Origin of the sequence: Halomonas sp. (assembly GCF_041689495.1) — a bacterium.
In the GTDB taxonomy this organism is placed as follows: Bacteria; Pseudomonadota; Gammaproteobacteria; order Pseudomonadales; family Halomonadaceae; genus Halomonas.
Genome location: NZ_JBDNGD010000214.1, coordinates 1 through 18,429, shown reverse-complemented (window position 1 = coordinate 18,429; position 18,429 = coordinate 1). Strand labels below are relative to the sequence as shown.

17 protein-coding genes and 1 tRNA gene are annotated in these 18,429 nt (G+C 64.1%); 9 read left to right on the top strand and 9 right to left on the bottom strand.

Annotated elements, in window-relative coordinates; genetic code table 11:
* The 7 genes from ACESMD_RS07715 to hemA form a co-directional block, all read right to left on the bottom strand.
* Positions 1 to 314, bottom strand: a 314-nt coding sequence (locus ACESMD_RS07715; RefSeq protein ID WP_372611908.1) for an ATP-binding cassette domain-containing protein, incomplete at its 3' end; no start/stop codon positions are given.
* A 32-nt stretch (positions 315 to 346) separates the two neighbouring features.
* Entirely contained in the window at positions 347 to 1,639 is a 1,293-nt protein-coding gene (locus tag ACESMD_RS07710; RefSeq protein WP_372611906.1) for an NAD(P)/FAD-dependent oxidoreductase, read from the bottom strand.
* 288 nt (positions 1,640 to 1,927) lie between these two features.
* The gene (locus tag ACESMD_RS07705; RefSeq protein ID WP_372611904.1) at positions 1,928 to 2,674 is read right to left on the bottom strand and encodes a ThiF family adenylyltransferase; all 747 of its coding nucleotides are present in this window, start codon (positions 2,672 to 2,674) and stop codon (positions 1,928 to 1,930) included.
* A gap of 23 nt (positions 2,675 to 2,697) precedes the next feature.
* A complete protein-coding gene (locus ACESMD_RS07700; protein ID WP_372611902.1) occupies positions 2,698 to 3,198 on the bottom strand; it encodes an Lrp/AsnC ligand binding domain-containing protein in 501 nt (166 codons plus the stop codon).
* Positions 3,199 to 3,382: 184 nt separating this feature from the next.
* Positions 3,383 to 4,270, bottom strand: a complete 888-nt coding sequence (gene prmC, locus ACESMD_RS07695; RefSeq protein ID WP_372611900.1) for a peptide chain release factor N(5)-glutamine methyltransferase — start codon at positions 4,268 to 4,270, stop codon at positions 3,383 to 3,385.
* The gene (gene prfA / locus ACESMD_RS07690; protein ID WP_372611898.1) at positions 4,270 to 5,361 is read right to left on the bottom strand and encodes a peptide chain release factor 1; all 1,092 of its coding nucleotides are present in this window, start codon (positions 5,359 to 5,361) and stop codon (positions 4,270 to 4,272) included. The genes prmC and prfA overlap by 1 nt, the downstream gene beginning before the upstream one ends.
* Positions 5,362 to 5,370: 9 nt before the next feature.
* Complete coding sequence (hemA, locus tag ACESMD_RS07685) at positions 5,371 to 6,639, bottom strand: glutamyl-tRNA reductase (RefSeq protein ID WP_372611896.1); 1,269 nt, start codon at positions 6,637 to 6,639, stop codon at positions 5,371 to 5,373.
* 173 nt (positions 6,640 to 6,812) lie between these two features.
* Here hemA and ACESMD_RS07680 point away from each other — a divergent pair, with 173 nt between their 5' ends.
* The 8 genes from ACESMD_RS07680 to ACESMD_RS07645 all read left to right on the top strand — a co-directional run bounded on the left by ACESMD_RS07680 (position 6,813) and on the right by ACESMD_RS07645 (position 13,986).
* Positions 6,813 to 8,579, top strand: coding sequence for a tetratricopeptide repeat protein (locus tag ACESMD_RS07680; protein ID WP_372611894.1), 1,767 nt, complete (start codon positions 6,813 to 6,815; stop codon positions 8,577 to 8,579).
* A gap of 41 nt (positions 8,580 to 8,620) precedes the next feature.
* Positions 8,621 to 9,232 (top strand): lipoprotein insertase outer membrane protein LolB, encoded by a 612-nt coding sequence (gene lolB / locus ACESMD_RS07675; RefSeq protein WP_372611892.1) that lies wholly within the window; start codon positions 8,621 to 8,623, stop codon positions 9,230 to 9,232.
* A complete protein-coding gene (gene ispE / locus ACESMD_RS07670; RefSeq protein ID WP_372611890.1) occupies positions 9,225 to 10,082 on the top strand; it encodes a 4-(cytidine 5'-diphospho)-2-C-methyl-D-erythritol kinase in 858 nt (285 codons plus the stop codon). The genes lolB and ispE overlap by 8 nt, the downstream gene beginning before the upstream one ends.
* Before the next feature lie 123 nt (positions 10,083 to 10,205).
* Entirely contained in the window at positions 10,206 to 11,147 is a 942-nt protein-coding gene (locus ACESMD_RS07665; RefSeq protein WP_372611888.1) for a ribose-phosphate pyrophosphokinase, read from the top strand.
* Between the two features lie 99 nt (positions 11,148 to 11,246).
* Positions 11,247 to 11,960 carry a 50S ribosomal protein L25/general stress protein Ctc gene (locus tag ACESMD_RS07660; protein ID WP_372611886.1) on the top strand — a complete coding sequence of 238 codons (714 nt, stop codon included), beginning with the start codon at positions 11,247 to 11,249 and terminating at the stop codon, positions 11,958 to 11,960.
* 89 nt (positions 11,961 to 12,049) lie between these two features.
* The gene (pth, locus tag ACESMD_RS07655) at positions 12,050 to 12,640 is read left to right on the top strand and encodes an aminoacyl-tRNA hydrolase (RefSeq protein ID WP_372611884.1); all 591 of its coding nucleotides are present in this window, start codon (positions 12,050 to 12,052) and stop codon (positions 12,638 to 12,640) included.
* Between the two features lie 95 nt (positions 12,641 to 12,735).
* Entirely contained in the window at positions 12,736 to 13,827 is a 1,092-nt protein-coding gene (gene ychF, locus ACESMD_RS07650; RefSeq protein WP_372611882.1) for a redox-regulated ATPase YchF, read from the top strand.
* Positions 13,828 to 13,909: 82 nt separating this feature from the next.
* Positions 13,910 to 13,986: transfer RNA gene (locus tag ACESMD_RS07645), tRNA-Met, on the top strand.
* Positions 13,987 to 14,083: 97 nt separating this feature from the next.
* Here ACESMD_RS07645 and ACESMD_RS07640 read toward each other — a convergent pair.
* On the bottom strand, positions 14,084 to 15,382 hold the full coding sequence (locus ACESMD_RS07640) for a M18 family aminopeptidase (protein ID WP_372611910.1): 1,299 nt from the start codon (positions 15,380 to 15,382) through the stop codon (positions 14,084 to 14,086).
* Between the two features lie 139 nt (positions 15,383 to 15,521).
* On the opposite strand from ACESMD_RS07640, the gene ACESMD_RS07635 reads away from it, so the two are divergent.
* On the top strand, positions 15,522 to 17,582 hold the full coding sequence (locus ACESMD_RS07635; RefSeq protein WP_372611880.1) for a carboxy terminal-processing peptidase: 2,061 nt from the start codon (positions 15,522 to 15,524) through the stop codon (positions 17,580 to 17,582).
* Positions 17,583 to 17,661: 79 nt separating this feature from the next.
* Here ACESMD_RS07635 and ACESMD_RS07630 read toward each other — a convergent pair whose 3' ends face one another.
* Positions 17,662 to 18,363 (bottom strand): hypothetical protein, encoded by a 702-nt coding sequence (locus tag ACESMD_RS07630; protein ID WP_372611878.1) that lies wholly within the window; start codon positions 18,361 to 18,363, stop codon positions 17,662 to 17,664.
* Between the last annotated feature and the right edge of the window lie 66 nt (positions 18,364 to 18,429).

The window sequence follows — 18,429 nt, the reverse complement described above, 5'->3', positions numbered from 1 at the left end:
ACGCTGCGCTTGTGCGGGGGAACCTCGGTGATGTCCCTGCCACCGATGGCGAGATGGCCGTCATCGGGCTCCTCGAGCCCCGCGAGAATCCGCAGCAGGGTGGTCTTGCCACAACCGGAGGGGCCCAGCAGGGTGAAGAACTCCCCGGCCTCGATGGTCAGGTCGACCCCATTCAGGGCCACGGTGTCACGACCGAATCGTTTATGAAGTCCCTGCATCTCGATGGACGAGGCCTGCCGTGCCGGGTCGCCTGGTGAGCTCTCCGGTCGCTCGGTCAGCGAATCGACGGCTCTCGACCTGGTGGTTTCATTCATGGGCATGCCCCCTTGATTCTTGATGGCCCGGGTCAGAGCCGATCACGCAGCTTGTAGAAGGTCGTGGCCAGAACCAGCAGCGGTGTGCGCAGCCGCTCGCCGCCGGGGAAGTGACGATGGGGCATGGCGGCGAAGACGTCGAAGCGCTCGCTCTGCCCCGACACCGCCTCGGCCATCAGCTTGCCCGCCAATCCGGCCAGGGCCATGCCATGGCCGGAATAGCCCTGAGCATAGTAGAGGTTATCGTCGAGTCGGCCGAAATCCGGTGCCCGATTGAGGGTGATACCCACATCGCCCCCCCAGCGATACTCGATCCCTATCCCGCGCAATACCGGGAAGAGCCGGGCGATCTTGGCATCCATGCGCGCCTGCAAGCCCCGCGGCTCACGGCCGGTATAACTCACCTCACCGCCGTAGATCAGGCGGCGGTCAGACGAGAGCCGGTAATAGTCGAGCACGAAGTTGGCGTCCGACAGGGCATCGTTTCGAGGCAGCACCTGGGCGGCATGCGACTCGGACAGCGGTTCGGTGGCGATGATGTAGTTGGCCGCCCGCATGAGGCGACCGGACAGTTCGGGCACCAGGCCGCTCTGATAGGCGTTGGTACCCATCACCACGAAATCGGCGGTCACTCGGCCCGTGGCCGTGACGACGACCGCCGGCTTGCCGCGGCGGATCTCGATCGCCGGGCTGCCCTGATGGACCCTCGCGCCGGCCTCAAGGGCGGCCCGGGCCAGGCCCAGGGTGTAATTGAGGGGGTGCAGATGGCCACCCTCGCCGTCATGGAGGGCAGCGGGATAGGCATCGGTCACCACATGCTCGCGCAGGGCATCGCCGCGGAGCAGCGTCAGAGCCTCATAGTCGTAGTCGCGGGCCAGGCGGTCGCGGAAATGTTCGAGCTCAGTGACATGGCGCGGCTTCACCGCAGCATGCAGATAACCCCAGGCGAGGTCGCAGGGAATGGCGTGACGCTCGACCCGCTGGGCGGTGAGACGTACCGCCTCGCGACTCATCTCCCATATCTCGCGGGCCCGCTCTCGGCCCAGGGTCTTCTCCACGGTAACGATATCGGTGCCCAGCCCCGGCAAAATCTGCCCACCGCTTCTGCCCGATGCCCCATGGCCGATCTCACCGGCCTCGAGCACCACCACCGAATATCCCCGTTCGGCCAGATGCAGGGCCGCCGAACACCCCGTGACACCCCCGCCGATGACACAGACATCGGCCCGCACCTCGCCCTCGAGCACAGGGCAATCACCGAGCTCGACGGCCACGGAATCGCGGTACCAGGAGGCGGGGCCCTGCAGCGACGTGGATCGGGTCATGGGTGCAGCCTGTGCGGTCATGCGTCTTGTACTCGTTGTCGTGGATCGCATCGCGAGGATGAAGATACGCCATCAGTTTGCCGTCAGCCCGCCATCGACTGTCAAGTTTTCAATAACAGGCGAACCTATAAGGGTGGCTGGGAACGAGACGGTACTCGTCATTCTCGAACAACTGACACCCAAGAAAGGCAGGAAAAATAAGCTAATGAATAGGGATGCGACAAGGGCGTCGGAAAAGGATCCGCAGTAGAAGCGTCAAGAAATGACCACCACCTTGCCGGGCCGCATTCAGACACCGCAGACCGGGCAGGCCGGGTCCCGGGGCAACCGGAAGTGTCGCCACTGGCCTGTCAGGCCATCGAAGGTGGAGAGGCCCCGATGTGGCGTGCCGGCACCGCTGAGCAGCTTGATCGCCTCCAGGGCCTGGAAGGCACCGATCAGCCCCACCAGGGGGGCCACCACCCCGTTCTCGGCACAGGAGAGAGCCTCGTCACCGCTAGCGTCCGGCGGGTAGAGGCAGGCATAGCAGGGACTATCGGGATCACGCGGGTCGAACACGGCCAGCTGGCCGGAGAAACGAATCGCCGCCCCCGAGATCAGCGGCACCCCGGCCGTACGGGTGGCGGCATTGATGGCATAGCGGCTGGAGAAACGGTCGGTGCAGTCGAGCACCAGGTCGGCCGCCGCCACCGCGCGAAGCATGGGCTCCCCCTCAAGATGCTCGGTGAACGTCGCGAGGCGGCAGCCGGGATTGAGTGCCAGGACCGCCTCGCGAGCCGACTCGGCCTTGTTGCGCCCCAGGTCCGCCTGGCCGTGGGCGATCTGGCGCTGCAGGTTGGAGACCTCCACTTCGTCGGCATCGGCCAGGCTGAGATGCCCCACCCCGGCGGCGGCCAGATAGAGCGCCACCGGGGAACCGAGGCCACCGGCACCGACCACCAGCACGCGACTGGCCAACAGCCGCTCCTGGCCGGCGATGTCGATCTGTTCGAGCATGATCTGGCGACTGTAGCGCAGCAGGTCATCGTCATTCATGGGGCATGGCCTATAATGGGCGGTCAGTTGTCATCCAGTTCGTCGATATCGGGAATGGGCAAGGAAAAGTCCTCCTTGACCTCTTCCATGACCACATAGCTCTTCGACTCCTTGACCCCGGGAAGCGTCAGGACGACATCGCCGAGCAACTGCCGATAGGCGGCCATCTCCGGAATCCGGCACTTGAGGATATAGTCGAACTGCCCCGAGACCAGATGGCACTCCTGGATCTGCGGCAAGGCCGACACCGCTCGACGAAACTCGTCGAACACTTCCGACGACTGGGTCTCGAGGCTGATTTCCACGAACACCAGAAGGTTCGCCTTGAGCGCCAGGGGGTCCAGTACCGCCTTGTAACCACGGATGATGCCGGAACGTTCCAGTCGCTTGACACGCTCCAGGCAGGGCGTGGTGGAAAGCCCCACTCGGGACGCCAGCTCAACATAGGAAAGGCGTGCATTCTCCTGCAGGCAGCGCAGAATCTTGAGGTCGATGCGATCGAGGGATCGAGTCTTGGCTTTCATTGTCGTTGGGACACGCTGAAGGTGAGTGAACACGCCACCGAGGCAATCGGATCGACCGAAAGGCACCAGCCGAAGCGGATCAAGCGGGTTGCGCTACCGGGATCACGCCATCGACCCCGATGACTTGCCGGATCAGGTGTACCACAGCGATACAAACGCCTCCAGTGTTCGGGGTCAACGCCACTCATTCCGGCTGCCGGCCAAGGCTGACACGTTCATGGCCACCCAGGTCCTCGATGCTTGCCACCTCCAGGAAACCTTCATCGAGGAGGATGTCACGCACCCGGGCCGCCTGGGTATGGCCATGTTCCAGCAATAACCAGCCTCCCGGGACCAGATGATTCCTGGCGCCCTGCACCAGCCGACATAGATCGGCGAGGCCCTGATTGGCGGCGACCAGGGCACTTCGCGGTTCGAAACGCAGATCACCCGACGCGAGGTGAGGATCATCCTCGGCGATATAGGGAGGATTGGCGACGACCAGCTCGAAGTCCTCCCCGGCGAGGGCGGCAAACCAGTCGCTGTGGCGGAAATCGGCATTGCCGATGCCCAGCCGCTCGGCATTGCCGATGCCCAGCCGCTCGGCATTGCCGATGCCCAGCCGCTCGGCATTGTAGCGTGCCAGGGCAACCGCAGCGGGGCTGATGTCGACACCCAGCACCGCCCAGCCCGGTCGTTCGCTGGCAAAGGCCAGGCCAATGGCGCCGGTACCGGTACCGAGGTCGAGCAGGCGCCCGACGGGACCAGGGCCACGGTGCAGAGCCACCTCGACCAGGGTCTCGGTATCGGGACGCGGAATCAGGGTGTCGGGGGAGGTCGACAGGACAAGCCCCCAGAATTCCCGTCTCCCGGTCAGGTAGGCGACCGGTTCCCCGACCGCCCGTGCCGCGATCAATGCCTCGTAACGGGCCCTTTCCAGAACCGGCGACTCCCGATCGCCCCAGGTATACAGCCAGGCAAGGTCGACGCCGAGGACATGACAGAGCAACACCTCGGCATCGAGTCGTGGACTGGGCGAACCGGCCGCCTCGAGTCGTTCGACGGCCCGGCTGAGCAGGCGATCGAGACGCATCACCCTTCCTGCTGAAGGGCGGCGAGCTGCTCGGCCTGGTACTCGTTGATCAGGGGCTCGATCACATCATCGAGTTGCTCGCCACTGATCACCTCACCAAGCTTGTAGAGTGTCAGGTTGATACGATGATCGGTCACCCGGCCCTGGGGGAAGTTGTAGGTACGGATGCGTTCACTGCGATCACCGGAACCCACCAGGGAACGCCGGGTATCCGCCTGATCCCGACGCTGGCCCTCGACGGCCGTCTGCTTGAGACGCGCCGCCAGCAGTGACATGGCCTTGGCCCGATTCTTGTGCTGGCTGCGCTCCTCCTGGCATTCCACCACCACGCCGCTGGGCAGGTGGGTGATGCGGATGGCCGAGTCGGTGGTGTTGACATGCTGACCACCGGCCCCGCTGGAGCGGAAGGTATCCACCCGCAGGTCACCCGGGTTGATGTCGATGTCCTCCACCTCATCAGCCTCGGGCATCACCGCCACGGTACAGGCGGAGGTATGGATGCGACCCTGGGACTCGGTGGCCGGCACGCGCTGCACACGGTGGGCGCCGGATTCGAACTTGAGCCGGGCATAGACCCCCTCCCCCTTGATCCGCGAGATGATTTCCTTGTATCCGCCCTGCTCTCCGTGACTGGCACTGACAACCTCGACCTTCCAGCCATGCTGTTCGGCGTAACGGAAATACATGCGGAAGAGATCTCCCGCGAAGAGTGCCGCCTCGTCACCGCCGGTCCCGGCACGGACCTCGAGGAAGACGTTACGCCTGTCGTCGGGATCCTTCGGCACCAGCAACTGCTTGAGGCGCACGTCAAGGGCCTCGAGGTGCTCGCGGCCCTCGGCGACTTCCTGCTCGGCTAGCTCGCGCATCTCGGCATCACCGTCGGAGGTCAACTGCCGGGCATCCTCGATGTCCTTCTCGATGCCCAGGTACGCCCCCCAGGCCTCGACCAGAGGCTCGAGTTCGGCATATTCACGGGAATAGTCGCGAAATCGCGGCTGGTCCTGGATGACATCGGGTTCCGCCAACAGGGCGGCGAGCTCCTCGAAGCGCTCGGCGAAGGTATCGAGGCGCTGGCGCAGGGACACTTTCATTCGGCAATCCTATCGGGTCTTGTCGGAAGAAGGATCGAGCAGCAGCTCCGTGGCGGCATCCAACAGGTCATGGCGTTCGGCGGAGGCGGCCTCGCGCAGGGCCACGGTGGGGCGATGAAGCAGGCGATTGGTCAGCTGGTGGGCCAGGCGACGAACCACCTCCTCTGGGTCCTCGCCACGGGCCAGTCGAGCCAGGGCCTGCTGCTCGGACAACTCTCGCTGTGCCTGGCCGCGGGCCCTGACGACACTGATCAGCTCACCGCCACTGCGGATGCGCCGTTCATGTTGCCAGGCGCCCACCCCGTGCTCGATCAGCGACTCGGCCTGGTCGGCCGCTACCTGTCGGTGGCGGCGATTCTCGTCGATGACCTCCAGGAGGTCATCGACGGTATAAAGGAAGACATCACCAAGCTCACCCACCTCGGGCTCGATGTCCCGGGGCACGGCGATATCGACCATGAAGACGGGGCGATGACGGCGCTTCTTCAGGGCACGCTCGACCATGCCCTTGCCGAGTATCGGCAAGGGTGCCGCGGTGGAGGAAATGATGATGTCCGCCTCGATCAAGGCCTCGGGAATCTCGTCCAGGGTGATGGCGCGGCCGCCCAGAGGGCCGGCGAGTGTCTCGGCGCGCGACCGGGTACGGTTCGCCACGGTCAGCTGGCGCACCCCGGCCTGATGGAGATGGCGGGCGACCAGTTCGATGGTCTCGCCCGCACCGATCAGCAGCGCCCGTGAACGGGAGAGGTCATCGAAGATGCGGCTCGCCAGACTGACGGCCGCATAGGCCACCGAGACGGGATTGCGACCGATGCCGGTCTCGGTGCGTACCTGCTTGGCCACGGCGAAGGCTCGCTGGAAGAGACGCTCGAGCTCACCACCCAGACCCTTGGCCTGGCGGGCGGCTTGATAGGCCTCCTTGAGCTGACCCAGTATCTGCGGCTCGCCCAGCACCATGGAATCGAGCCCCACCGCCACTCGCATCAGGTGGCGGGCAGCATCGTTGTCCAGGTAGTGATAGGCGCAGCGCCTGAGGTCTTCGCCGTCGAGGCCATGATAGCGCCCCAGCCAATCGAGGATTGCGCCCTCGCCCTGTTCACCGGTGACACAGTAGAGTTCCGTGCGATTACAGGTCGACAGCACGGCCGCCTCCTTCACGCCAGCCAGGCCACGCAGCTCACCCAGCGCCGACTCCAACTGGGAGGGCGAGAAGGCAACCTGTTCTCGAACCTCCACGTTGGCGGTCCGATGATTGATTCCAAGGGCAAGCAGCGTCATGCGTTCGGCGTCTTTGCTAGTTCATACGGCGGTTCGGGCCGCCCGACTCCAGAGGCGCCAGATTCTATCACAGCCCGGCCGGAGGAGGTGCCATGACCAGGGTGTCGGCTTGGCCTTTGCCCCGGGCGGCCAAGCCGTTATGCTGACGCCTCGGTATCCCTGATGAGAAGCGCATGCCCGCCGCAAAGCACAACCGCCCTCGCCCTGCCCTCGCCCGCCTGGCCCCCCTGCTGTCAGCGATCCTGATGGGTGGCTGCCAGGTCCTGCCGGCCAACGGCACCGATGCGGGAACGAACCAGGACCCCATGGCCGGTGCTCCGCCCATCGAACGAGGCCTGGACGGCCAGGGGCTTGCCAACCTGTTGACCGCCGAGTTCGCCGGACAGCGGGGTGATTACCGCCGCGCCACTCAGCGTTTCATGGAAGGGGCCGACCGCTATGACTCCCTGGCCCTTATCGAACGCGCCGCCCTGGCAGCTCGTTTGAGCAACGATCGCCAGCTCCTGGCCGAGACGGCCGAGCGCTGGCAGCGCCTGGCCCCCCAGGCGGAGGCACCGGCACGCCTGCTCGCCAGCCTGGCCATGCAGCAGGGAGACTGGTCGGCCGCTCTCGCCCAACGGCTCAGGGTCCATGCCCTGGGCGGGCAGGGCGAATTGGCCGCCTTTGCCGAGACGGCCCTGGCCGAGGATGCCGACCCCGAACCACTGCTGGCACAACTGCAGGACCATCTGGCCGAGCTGGGTGGCACGGACGATTCGCGTCGTCATGATGCCGAACTGGCCACCGCCTTGCTGGAGGTTGCCGCAGGGCAAACCGAGAGTGCCGAGCGTCGCCTCGATCGCTTGACGACGCAATCACCGGAGCTACCGGCGCTGTGGTTGACGAAAGCCCGCCTGGCTCAGGAAGAAGGCAATCATCACCTTGCTCGGGAAGCCGCACGCCGCGGCTTGACCATCGCACCCGGTGACCCACGATTCATCCTGATGCTGGCCCAGAGCGAACTTCGCCTGGGCAATGTCACCGCCGCCGAGAACCAGACAGACGCCCTGCTGGAAGCCCACGAGGGTAATCATGACCTGCGGCTGGCCCTGGCCCGGCTCTACCTCGAGGAAGGAGAACCGGAACCGGCCCGCCGCCTGCTGCTGCCCGTGGTCGCAGAGGGTGATACCCCGGCCCTGGCCTTCCTGCTGCTGGGCGCCATCGCCGAGGAGGAGAACGAGATCGACAACGCCCTCCTCTATTATCGCCAGGTGCCTCCCGAGGAGCACTTCCTGCAGGCCCGGCTCAGTGCCGCCGAGATGCTGATCAGCGACGACCGCCTGCTCGATGCGCGAGCCTTCCTGCGCATCGAACGGCTGCGCTACGAAGACTATTTCGCAGATCTGGTCACCCTGGAGGTCGAACTCCTGGAAGGCCAGGGACGTTCCGCCGAGGCCGACGACCTGCTCGACAGGGAACTGGAACGCACGCCCAATGATGAACAGCTACTCTATCTGCGTGGCATGCGCGCCTGGCAGGCCGGCGATTTCGAAGGCATGGAGCGCGACATGGGACGCATCATCGAGCGCAATCCCGACAGTGCCATGGCACTGAATGCCCTGGGCTATACCCTGGTGGAGCTGAATCTCGAGGACCGCCTGGAAGAGGCCCGAGAGATGATCGAGCGTGCCAACGAACTCGAACCCGGCAGCCCGGCGATCATGGACAGCCTGGGCTGGGTGCACTTTCGTGAGGGCGATCCCCAGGGCGCACTCCCCTGGCTGGAGAAGGCCTATGACGCCATGCCCGACCAGGAAATCGCCGCCCACCTGGCAGAGGTCCTGTGGGTTCTGGATCGTCGCGAGAAGGCCAGGGTCCTGGTGCGCGAGGCCCTGGAGCGCTTCGACGACCGGACGGCACTCGACGACCTGCTCGAACGCCTTCCCGCACTGGCCCCCTGATGCCACCCAGACCCCCTGTCACCGACCCGATGAGACACGCCATGACAACCCTGCGACTGACGATTGCCCTGCTGATCCTGACCCTGTTGATCGGCTGCGCCGGACGCGCCCCCGTACCGGACGGCGAACGCGCCGACGGCCAGTGGGAAGCGCAGTCCGACCGACTCGAGGCCCTGGACACCTGGGTGCTCGCCGGCAAGGCAGGACTGCGCACCCCCGATGACTCCACCAGTGCCAACCTGGACTGGAGCCAGCACCCCTACTATTACCGCCTGCTGATCAGCGGTCCCTTCGGCGGTGGCCGCAGCACCCTGGAAGGGCGCGAAGGGCGCTTCTCGCTGACCACCGCCGAGGGCCGTTTCGAGGCAGAAACCCCCGAGGCCCTGATGGAACAGCAGCTCGGTTGGTCGTTACCGGTCAGCGCACTTTCCGATTGGGTACGCGGCCTACCCTCGGCGGACAGCGATTACACCCTGGAGTACGACGACCTGGGCTTTCCGCTGCGCCTGGAACAGGATGGCTGGCAGATCGACTACCGCGACTGGGTCCTCTCCGAGGGCCTCTGGCTTCCCCGGCGCATGATCATGAAAATCGACGACTTCCGCGTCACCCTGGTGGTCACCGACTGGCGCCCGGTCGTCGACGATGCCTGAAGGAGCCGGTCTCAGCCTTCCGGCTCCGGCGAAGCTCAATCGGCTGCTGCTGATCACCGGACGCCGTTCAGACGGCTATCATGAGCTGCAGACACTCTTCCAGTTCCTCGACCATGGCGACACCCTGGACATCACGGCCAGAAACGATGGCGAGATCCGCCTCTCGACCGAGGTTCCGGGCATTCCCGTGGAGGAGAACCTGGTGGTTCGCGCCGCGCGACTGCTGCAGGCCGAGACCGGCTGCCGGCTCGGCGCCGACATCCACCTCCAGAAGCGACTGCCCCTGGGCGGCGGACTCGGAGGCGGAAGCTCCAATGCTGCCACCACCCTGCTGGGCCTCGACGCACTCTGGGGCCTGGGCCTGACGGAGACACGGCTCACCGAACTCGGCGTGCGTCTGGGTGCCGATGTCCCGGTGTTCGTTCGAGGCCATGCCGCCTGGGCCGAGGGCATCGGTGAGCGACTCACGCCGGTCGAGCTAGATACCCCCTGGTTCGTGGTGATCCACCCCGGTGTGCACGTCTCGACGGCACGGGTGTTCGGCTCCCCGGAATTGACACGCGACAGCCCCCCGATTACCATGGCGCGCGCATTGCAAGGGGGGGCATCACGATGGCGCAACGACTGTGAGCGCATCGTTCGGGAAGGCTATCCCGAGGTCGCCAGGGCACTCGACTGGCTCGGCGCGCACTCACACGCCATGCTCACCGGCACCGGCGCCTGCGTCTTCGCCTGGACCGACGATGAACACCAGGTCGACCTGCTGATGGACGGATTACCGGCCCATTGGCAGGCCTTCAAGGCAAGGGGTCTGAACCGCTCCCCTCTTCACACGGTTCTGGGTAGATAATACGCCGTCCCGCCAGGGAGGCTGTGATGCTGATTTCGCGCACATGAGATCCGGCACATCGCCGTGATGATGCCCCTGGTCCGGATAAACCCTAGATCCCCAATACTGCATAGGTGGCTGCGCGTGTCTAAATTGATGGTTTTCACCGGGAACGCCAACTCGGAACTCGCCCGGAAGGTCGTCGAGAGCCTGGACAATCGACTGGGCAACGCCACGGTGGGACAGTTCAGCGACGGAGAAATAGCGGTCGAGATCAACGAGAATGTGCGCGGCAAGGACGTCTTCGTTCTGCAATCCACCTGTGCACCGACCAATGACAACCTGATGGAACTGATCCTGATGGTGGACGCCCTGCGTCGGGCCTCCGCCACGCGGATCACCGCCGTCATGCCGTATTTCGGCTATGCCCGGCAGGATCGTCGGGTACGCTCCGCCAGGGTCCCGATCTCGGCCAAGATCGTCGCTGACATGATGGTCCGGTCAGGCGTCGACCGGGTCATGACCATGGACCTGCATGCCGACCAGATCCAGGGCTTCTTCGATGTCCCGGTGGACAACGTCTACGGTTCACCCATCCTGCTGGATGACATCGAACGGCAGAACTATGAGGACCTGGTAGTGGTCTCCCCCGATGTGGGCGGCGTGGTTCGTGCCCGCGCCATCGCCAAGCAGCTCAATGCCGATCTCGCCATCATCGACAAGCGCCGCCCCTCCGCCAACCAGGCCCAGGTGATGCACATCATCGGCGAGATCGAGGGGCGCAACTGCGTGGTCGTCGACGACATGATCGACACCGCCGGCACCCTGTGCAAGGCCGGCGAGGCGCTCAAGGAGCATGGCGCCCGACGCGTGGTCGCCTACGCCACTCATCCGATCCTTTCCGGACCGGCCGTGGAAAACATCGCTGGCTCCGTGCTCGACGAGGTCGTGGTGACCGACACCATCCCGCTGTCCGATCACGCCCGGCGCAGCGGCAAGATCCGCCAACTTAGCGTGGCCGGGTTGATCGCCGAGGCGATCCGCCGGGTCAGCAACGAGGAATCCGTCAGCGCCATGTTCCACTGAACAACGGTGACGGCCTAGACGCCCCGCAGGGGCTTTCGGGCACCCCATGGCCAGGTCGCGGGCCATCGGGTTCCCCTACTTCAAGCAAGAGGCAACAAGATGTCAGATTTCACTCTCAACGCCAGTGTTCGTCACGACCTGGGGAAAGGTGCGAGCCGCCGCCTGCGTCGTGCGAATGAACAGGTACCCGCCATCGTCTATGGTGGAGAAAAGGCACCTGAACCCATTTCCGTCGAGAAGACCAGCTTCTACAAGGCTCTCGAGGAAGAGTCCTTCTTCTCCTCGCTGATCACCCTGCAGATCGAAGGCAAGTCCCAGCAGGTCGTGGTGCGTGACCTCCAGCGTCACCCCTACAAGCCGCTGATCACCCATGCCGACTTCCTGCGTGTCGATGCCACTCATGAGATCAACCTGCGTGTGCCACTTCACGTGGTGGGCGAGGAATCGTGCAAGGCCATCAATGAAGAGGATGGCGAACTGCATGTGCTCTCCAACGAGATCGAGATCAGCTGTCTGCCCAAGGACCTGCCGGACTACCTGGAAGTCGATATCTCGGCACTCGAGATCGGCAGCACCCTGCACCTCTCCGACCTGACGGTTTCGGCCGGCGTGACGCGGGTCGACCTGGCCCATGGCGAAGGGCACGATAACGCCGTGCTCAGCATCACCAAGGCCAAGATCCGTAGCGACGAGGAAGAGGACGAGGCCACCGAAACCGGCGCCGCTGATGAGGACGACGCTGGTGACGACAAGGCACAGAAGAGCGAGGGGGAAAGCCAGGACAACGAGAAGAAAAAGGACAACGACGAGTAATCGGCGCTGTTCTCGGCCACGCTCCTTGGCGTGGCCGGTTGTCCCGACAATCAAGCGCTACGGCGCTTGATTTTTTTTGGAGGCACGACATGAGCCAACTCAAGGCGATCATCGGACTGGGTAACCCCGGCGCCAACTACGAGGCGACACGCCATAACGCCGGCGCCTGGGTGGTCGAAGCCGTGGCCCGGGCGGCAGGCGGAGAACTGCGCCCGGAGAAGAAGTTCCTGGGCCTGCACGCCAAGGTCCACCTGCATGGCCAGGAAGTGCACCTGCTTGAGCCCACTACCTTCATGAATCGCAGCGGGGGAGCCGTGGCGGCGCTCAGCCAGTTCTTTCGCATCGCCCCTGACGAGATACTGGTCGCCCACGATGAACTGGACCTGCCACCGGGGCAGGCACGCTACAAACAGGGTGGCGGTCACGGCGGCCACAATGGCCTGCGCGACATCATCAGTGCCCTGGGTAACGACAACAGCTTCCACCGGCTGCGTGTCGGCATCGGCCATCCCGGCGATGCCCGTCAAGTGGTCCATTATGTGCTGGGCCGCCCCGGCAAGGCCGAACATGCCGCCATCGATGCCGCCATCGAGGAATGCCTGGTCACCCTGCCCCAGGCCCTCAGCGGTGACTGGGCAAAGGCCATGAACCGGTTGCACAGTTTTTCAGCGCCGAGCTGAGATCGCCCAGCGCTTGCGAAGCTAGGCGCTAGGCGCTGGCTTACGTAGAATACCCGCCAATCACCCCTTTAGACCACGCTTTCCAGGACGCTTCCATGGGTTTCAACTGCGGTATCGTCGGCCTGCCAAACGTCGGCAAGTCCACGCTCTTCAACGCGCTGACCAAGTCGGGCATCGACGCCGAGAACTTCCCCTTCTGTACCATCGAGCCCAATGTGGGCATCGTGCCCATGCCCGACCCCCGTCTCGATGCCCTGGCCGAGATCGTGGGGCCCCAGAAGGTGATTCCCACCACCATGGAGTTCGTCGACATTGCCGGCCTGGTGGCAGGCGCCTCGAAGGGTGAGGGGCTGGGCAACAAGTTCCTGGCCAATATCCGCGAGACCCAGGCGATCGCCCATGTGGTCCGCTGTTTCGACAACGACAACGTCATCCATGTCGCCAATCAGATCGACCCGCGTGCCGATATCGAGATCATCAACATGGAGTTGGCCCTTGCCGACCTGGATACCGTGGAACGTGCCATCCAGCGCCTGGTGCGAGTGGCCAAGGGAGGCGACAAGGAAGCCATCGCCACCAAAGCGATCCTGGAGCGCATCCAGCCTCACCTCGCCGAGGGCCTGCCGTTGCGGACCGCCGGGCTGGAAGAGGACGAGAAACGCCAGCTCAAGGGGTTCGGTTTCCTGACCCTCAAGCCGACCATGTACATCGCCAACGTCAACGAGGATGGCTTCGAGGCCAATCCCTACCTCGACGTCGTCAACGAGATCGCCGCGGAGGAAGGCGCCGTAGTGGTGCCGGTGTGCAACCAGATCGAGTCGGAGATCGCCGAACTCGACGATGAGGAACGCGCCATGTTCCTGGATGAAATGGGCATGTCGGAACCGGGTTTGGATCGAGTGATCCGGGCAGGTTATGCGCTGCTCGACCTGCAGACGTCTTTCACCGCCGGGGTCAAGGAGGTCCGTGCATGGACGGTTCGGGTGGGTGCCACCGCGCCCGAGGCCGCCGGCGTGATCCATACCGACTTCCAGAAGGGCTTCATTCGGGCCGAAGTCATCGCCTATGATGACTTCGTCACCCTGGGCGGCGAACAGGGCGCCAAGGATGCCGGCAAGTGGCGCCTGGAGGGCAAGGACTACATCGTCCATGACGGCGACGTGATCCACTTCCGTTTCAATGTCTAGAAACCGATGCATCCATGGCAAGGGACCCGACAAGCCGCTTGACCGTTCACCTGCAAGACCGTAGACTTCGCCCCCGTTGCCTGGCTACGTAGCTCAGCTGGTTAGAGCACATCACTCATAATGATGGGGTCCCCTGTTCGAATCAGGGCGTAGCCACCAGACATCAAGAACCCCGGCGCTTCTGGCGGCGGGTTTTTTGTATGTTACCCAGCATCCTCGCTACGCGAGGCGGGTCCGGGAGCCTCTCGAACATCGCTCAGTCCAGCATCTCTCGGTTGCAGAAGGCGGTCAGCACGCGGGTCAGGTAGGCGACGTCGTGGCTGCCCGCGGTCTCGCGGATCGAGTGCATGGCCCACTGGGGCACGCCGACATCCAGCGTCGGCACCCCCAGCTCGGTGGCGGTGATGGGGCCGATGGTACTGCCGCAGCCCATATCGGCGCGCGTCACAAAGGCCTGCACCGGCACCTCGGCCGCGCGACAAAGGTCCCGGAACAAGGCGGCAGTTCCGCTGTTGGTGGCATAGCGCTGGCTGGCATTGACCTTGATCACCGGACCACCATTGATCAGCGGGCCGTGGGCGGCATCATGCTTGTCGGGAAAGTTCGGATGCAGGGCATGGGCGTTATCGCAGGAAATCAGCCGCGATGACTGAATCAGACGGATGAAGCCTTCATCACCCGGTTCGCCAACCTGGGCGTTGACGCGCCGGAGGACATCGCCGAGGAAAGGCCCTTGCGCACCGCAGGCACTCGCGCTGCCGACCTCCTCATGGTCGTTGGCCACCAGGACCGCTGCCTGTCGACCATCGCTATCCAGCAGCGCCTCCAGACCCATGAAGCAGGACAGCAGGTTGTCGAGCCGGGGGCCGCTGATCAATTCCCCCTGGACACCGACCCTAGCCGGCGGCTGGACATCCTGGAGGCCGAGTTCGAAGTCGAGGATCTCCACGCTGCCGATTTCATGCTGCTCGGCGAGCCAGGCCTGCAAAAGAGGCTCGAGATCGGCTGTATCTCCGCCCTGGAGGAGCACTGGCGCCATCTGCGTCTGGGCATTGATCGGCCTACCGGCGTTCACCTCGCGGTCGAGATGGATCGCCAGACTCGGAATGATGGCCACTGCCTCGTCCAGATGCAGCAGCAGCCCCTCCAAGCGACCGTCGGCATGACGAACGTGCACGCGGCCGGCGATGCCCAGATCGCGATCGAACCAGGGAGCCAGCAGGGCGCCGCCATAGACCTCCACGCCCAGTTGCAGCCAACCCCCGGATACCTGGGCGGCATTCGGCTTGAGGCGAAGACCTGGGCTGTCGGTATGGGCACCGATGAGGCGCAGCGCAGATAGCGGGTCCACGGGCAGTTGCAAGGCAATGATCGACGAGTCGTTGCGGGTCACGTAAACCCGTTCTCCCGGCATGAGTCGCCAGGTCTCCCGCTCATCGAGACGACGGAAGCCGGCGGCATCGAGTCGTTCCGCCATGCGGGCAACGGCATGCCAGGGCGTGGGAGAACGGCGCAGGAAGTCGAGCAGCCGCTCGAGCCTGTCATCCTGGGTCATGGTTTCCTCGGATAATGTCATGGGTCTGGGGTCATGCAATCGCGGCCAAGCTGTTACAATCGGCCATTGAACAACGCAACTCGACGGCCGCGCGCTTGTCTAGAAAGAAAGTTTACATGAAACCGGGAGTGCTTCCTTGATGAGCCTGTTTGTTAGCCTGGGACGATACCTTGTCCTGGTCGCGTTGCTGGTTGTGGCCACCCCTACCCTCGGACAATTCCAGCCCACCGATACCCAACGGCAGGCGGCCGTGGAAATAGCCGAGTCTCTGCGCTACGGCCACTACACCGACGTCGACATCGATGATGACTGGTCCGCCAGGGTGTTCACGCGATACCTGGATGTCCTGGACGGCCAGCGCGCCTACCTGATGCGCCGTGATATCGATGCCTTCCAGGATCTGGAAACCACCCTGGATGACGCCATCCTCGATGGTCAACTGGACCGGGTGTACGGGCTTTACCAGCGCTATCACGAACGCACCGAATCGCGCCTGGAATGGCTGCTGGCCAAGCTCGACCAGGACATGGATTTCGACTTCACCGGCGAAGAGCGCCTCGAACTGGACCGCGAGGACGTGCCCTGGGCGACCAACGAATCGGAACTCGATGAACTCTGGCGCAAGCGACTCGATAATGCGGCACTTTCGCAGGTCCTCGGCGGCCAGGACGAGGAGCAGGTCATCACCAATCTTCGCCAGCGCTATGAGGGGCAGTTGTCACGAGTTAGGCAGACGGAGGAGGAAGATGTCTTCGGACTCTTCATGGCGGCCGTGACCGGTACTATCGACCCGCACAGCGAATACCTGTCCCCCCGGCAGGGTGAATCCTTTGATATCCAGATGCGCCTTTCCCTGGAGGGTATCGGTGCCCTGCTGCAGTCCGATGGTGAGTATGTCAAGATCACCAGCCTGGTGCCCGGTGGCCCCGCCGAGCGTGCGGGCGTGCTCGAGCCGGCCGATCGTATCATCGCCGTCGGCCAGGAGGATGAAGGTGAGATGGTCAATGTCGTAGGCATGCGCCTGGACAACGTGGTGGACCTGATCCGCGGCCCCAAGGGCTCTGTGGTGCGCCTTGATGTCGTCCCCGCCCAGGCCGTGGACATGACGCGCTCCCAGGTCGTCGAGATCACCCGGGACACCGTGAATCTCGAAGATCAGGCCGCCCAGGGCGAGGTCATCGAGATCGAGCGTGACGATGGCACCCACCGTATCGGGGTCATCGAGATTCCCACCTTCTATGTGGATTTCGACGCCTGGCAGGCCGGCGAAGAGGACTTCCGCAGCACGACCCGCGATGTCGCCCGGGAAATCGAGCGACTCGAGGAAGAAGGCATTGAAGGCATCGTGCTCGATCTGCGCAACAACGGCGGCGGCGCCCTGCAGGAGGCGAACTCCCTGATCGGCCTGTTCATCGATCGCGGCCCGACCGTCCAGGTTCGTGACGCCCGCGGGCGTATCAGCCTCTACGGCGATACAGAGACCGGCACCGAGTACGACGGCCCCCTGGGCGTCCTGGTCAATCGGCTCTCGGCCTCGGCCTCGGAGATCTTCGCCGGTGCCATCCAGGACTATGGCCGCGGCCTTGTGCTGGGGAGTTCGACCTTCGGCAAGGGTACCGTCCAGACCCTCAACGACCTCAGCCACGGTCAGATGAAGCTGACCCGTGCCAAGTTCTACCGTATCTCCGGCGACAGCACCCAGCATCGGGGCGTCGAACCGGACATCATCTTCCCGAGCCTGGTGGATCCCGATCTCATCGGCGAAAGCAGCCTCGACAACGCCCTCGAGTGGGACACGGTCAGGGCCGTACAGTACCGACATTATGGCGAGCCCTGGCGTTACCTGGAATCACTCAAGGATAGCCACCAGAAACGCATCGACACCCTGCCCAATTTCCGTTATCTGGAACTCCAGGCCGAACTGAATCGGCGGATGCGGGAGCGGCAAACCAGCGTCAGCCTCAATCTCGAGCAGCGCCAGCGAGAGGTCGAGCAACAGGAAGCCGAGCAACTCGCTCTGGAGAACCAGCGTCGCCGGGCACTGGGGCTGGATCCCCTGGAGGAATGGCTGGATGCTCGAGGCGAGGAACCGGAGGATGCCGACGATCCGCTGGATCGGGTCCAGATCAACGAATCCGCCCATATCCTGCTCGACTACTCCCGGCTCGACACCCGCTATCAGCTGGCCGAGCACCGCTGATCTACGCCCGGTGATCCGCCTTGAACGCGCCGGCCATCCCGGCGCGTTTTCATTGGCAGATCCATCGAACCGACGCCGTTTACCCTGGCGAGGTCAAGACGTCCTGAAGGATCTTGCACCAGTGGGGAAGATGCAGAGGCAGCTGACCTATAACCTCGATGCGGCGATCCTCGTAGATGGCGTCACCCTGATCCGCCAGCAGGCGGGCAATTTCACGGTCACGGTGTCTGAGCAAGGTGTCGATCTGGGGTCGGCAACACTTCACCATGGCCGTGATCCAGCGATTCACCAGCCATGATGGCCTGTCATGATCGATCCGAAAGCCCGTCGCCAGGGCGATTACCTCCTCGGCACTACGCCATCTCTCGCCCGTGACCCAGCGATTCGTGGTGAAAAGCCCTATCGGGGCTCCCCACCGGTCCATGGAGATCGCCACCAGATGGCTGGGCGTCTTGACCTCGCCTGGCCGGTTGTCTTGCGGTGGCCGGTGAAACAGGTGGAAATGGCCATGTTCCTCGCGGCGATGCGCATGGTAATAGACCTGGCTTCCGGACTCGCCGTCGTAGACATCTCCCTTCGGGTAATGGTCCAGCTGCACGAAAGCCCCCTGCCCCTCGAGGATCTCACCGACGATATTGCGTCCGGCTCGATTCAATTCCCGCTGACATGACAGGGCCTCGTCGGCGGCAGTGGCCATCACCGACACCTCAGCGGCAGAATAGGAATGGGGTGAGGGGTCTCCCAGGGGCTCACCAATACTGAAGGTGTCGAGTCTTGCCATGATTCGATCGATTGCCTCCGGTCATGAAACGGTGATCAGCATTCATGGCCGCAGCTGCGCGGCCTT

Coding starts and splice junctions, on each gene's coding strand:
- ACESMD_RS07710 (WP_372611906.1), bottom strand. CDS start 1,639: ATGACCCGATCCACGTCGCTGCAGGGCCCCGCCTCCTGGTACCGCGAT.
- ACESMD_RS07705 (WP_372611904.1), bottom strand. CDS start 2,674: ATGAATGACGATGACCTGCTGCGCTACAGTCGCCAGATCATGCTCGAA.
- ACESMD_RS07700 (WP_372611902.1), bottom strand. CDS start 3,198: ATGAAAGCCAAGACTCGATCCCTCGATCGCATCGACCTCAAGATTCTG.
- prmC (WP_372611900.1), bottom strand. CDS start 4,270: ATGCGTCTCGATCGCCTGCTCAGCCGGGCCGTCGAACGACTCGAGGCG.
- prfA (WP_372611898.1), bottom strand. CDS start 5,361: ATGAAAGTGTCCCTGCGCCAGCGCCTCGATACCTTCGCCGAGCGCTTC.
- hemA (WP_372611896.1), bottom strand. CDS start 6,639: ATGACGCTGCTTGCCCTTGGAATCAATCATCGGACCGCCAACGTGGAG.
- ACESMD_RS07680 (WP_372611894.1), top strand. CDS start 6,813: ATGCCCGCCGCAAAGCACAACCGCCCTCGCCCTGCCCTCGCCCGCCTG.
- lolB (WP_372611892.1), top strand. CDS start 8,621: ATGACAACCCTGCGACTGACGATTGCCCTGCTGATCCTGACCCTGTTG.
- ispE (WP_372611890.1), top strand. CDS start 9,225: ATGCCTGAAGGAGCCGGTCTCAGCCTTCCGGCTCCGGCGAAGCTCAAT.
- ACESMD_RS07660 (WP_372611886.1), top strand. CDS start 11,247: ATGTCAGATTTCACTCTCAACGCCAGTGTTCGTCACGACCTGGGGAAA.
- pth (WP_372611884.1), top strand. CDS start 12,050: ATGAGCCAACTCAAGGCGATCATCGGACTGGGTAACCCCGGCGCCAAC.
- ychF (WP_372611882.1), top strand. CDS start 12,736: ATGGGTTTCAACTGCGGTATCGTCGGCCTGCCAAACGTCGGCAAGTCC.
- ACESMD_RS07640 (WP_372611910.1), bottom strand. CDS start 15,382: ATGACCCAGGATGACAGGCTCGAGCGGCTGCTCGACTTCCTGCGCCGT.
- ACESMD_RS07635 (WP_372611880.1), top strand. CDS start 15,522: ATGAGCCTGTTTGTTAGCCTGGGACGATACCTTGTCCTGGTCGCGTTG.
- ACESMD_RS07630 (WP_372611878.1), bottom strand. CDS start 18,363: ATGGCAAGACTCGACACCTTCAGTATTGGTGAGCCCCTGGGAGACCCC.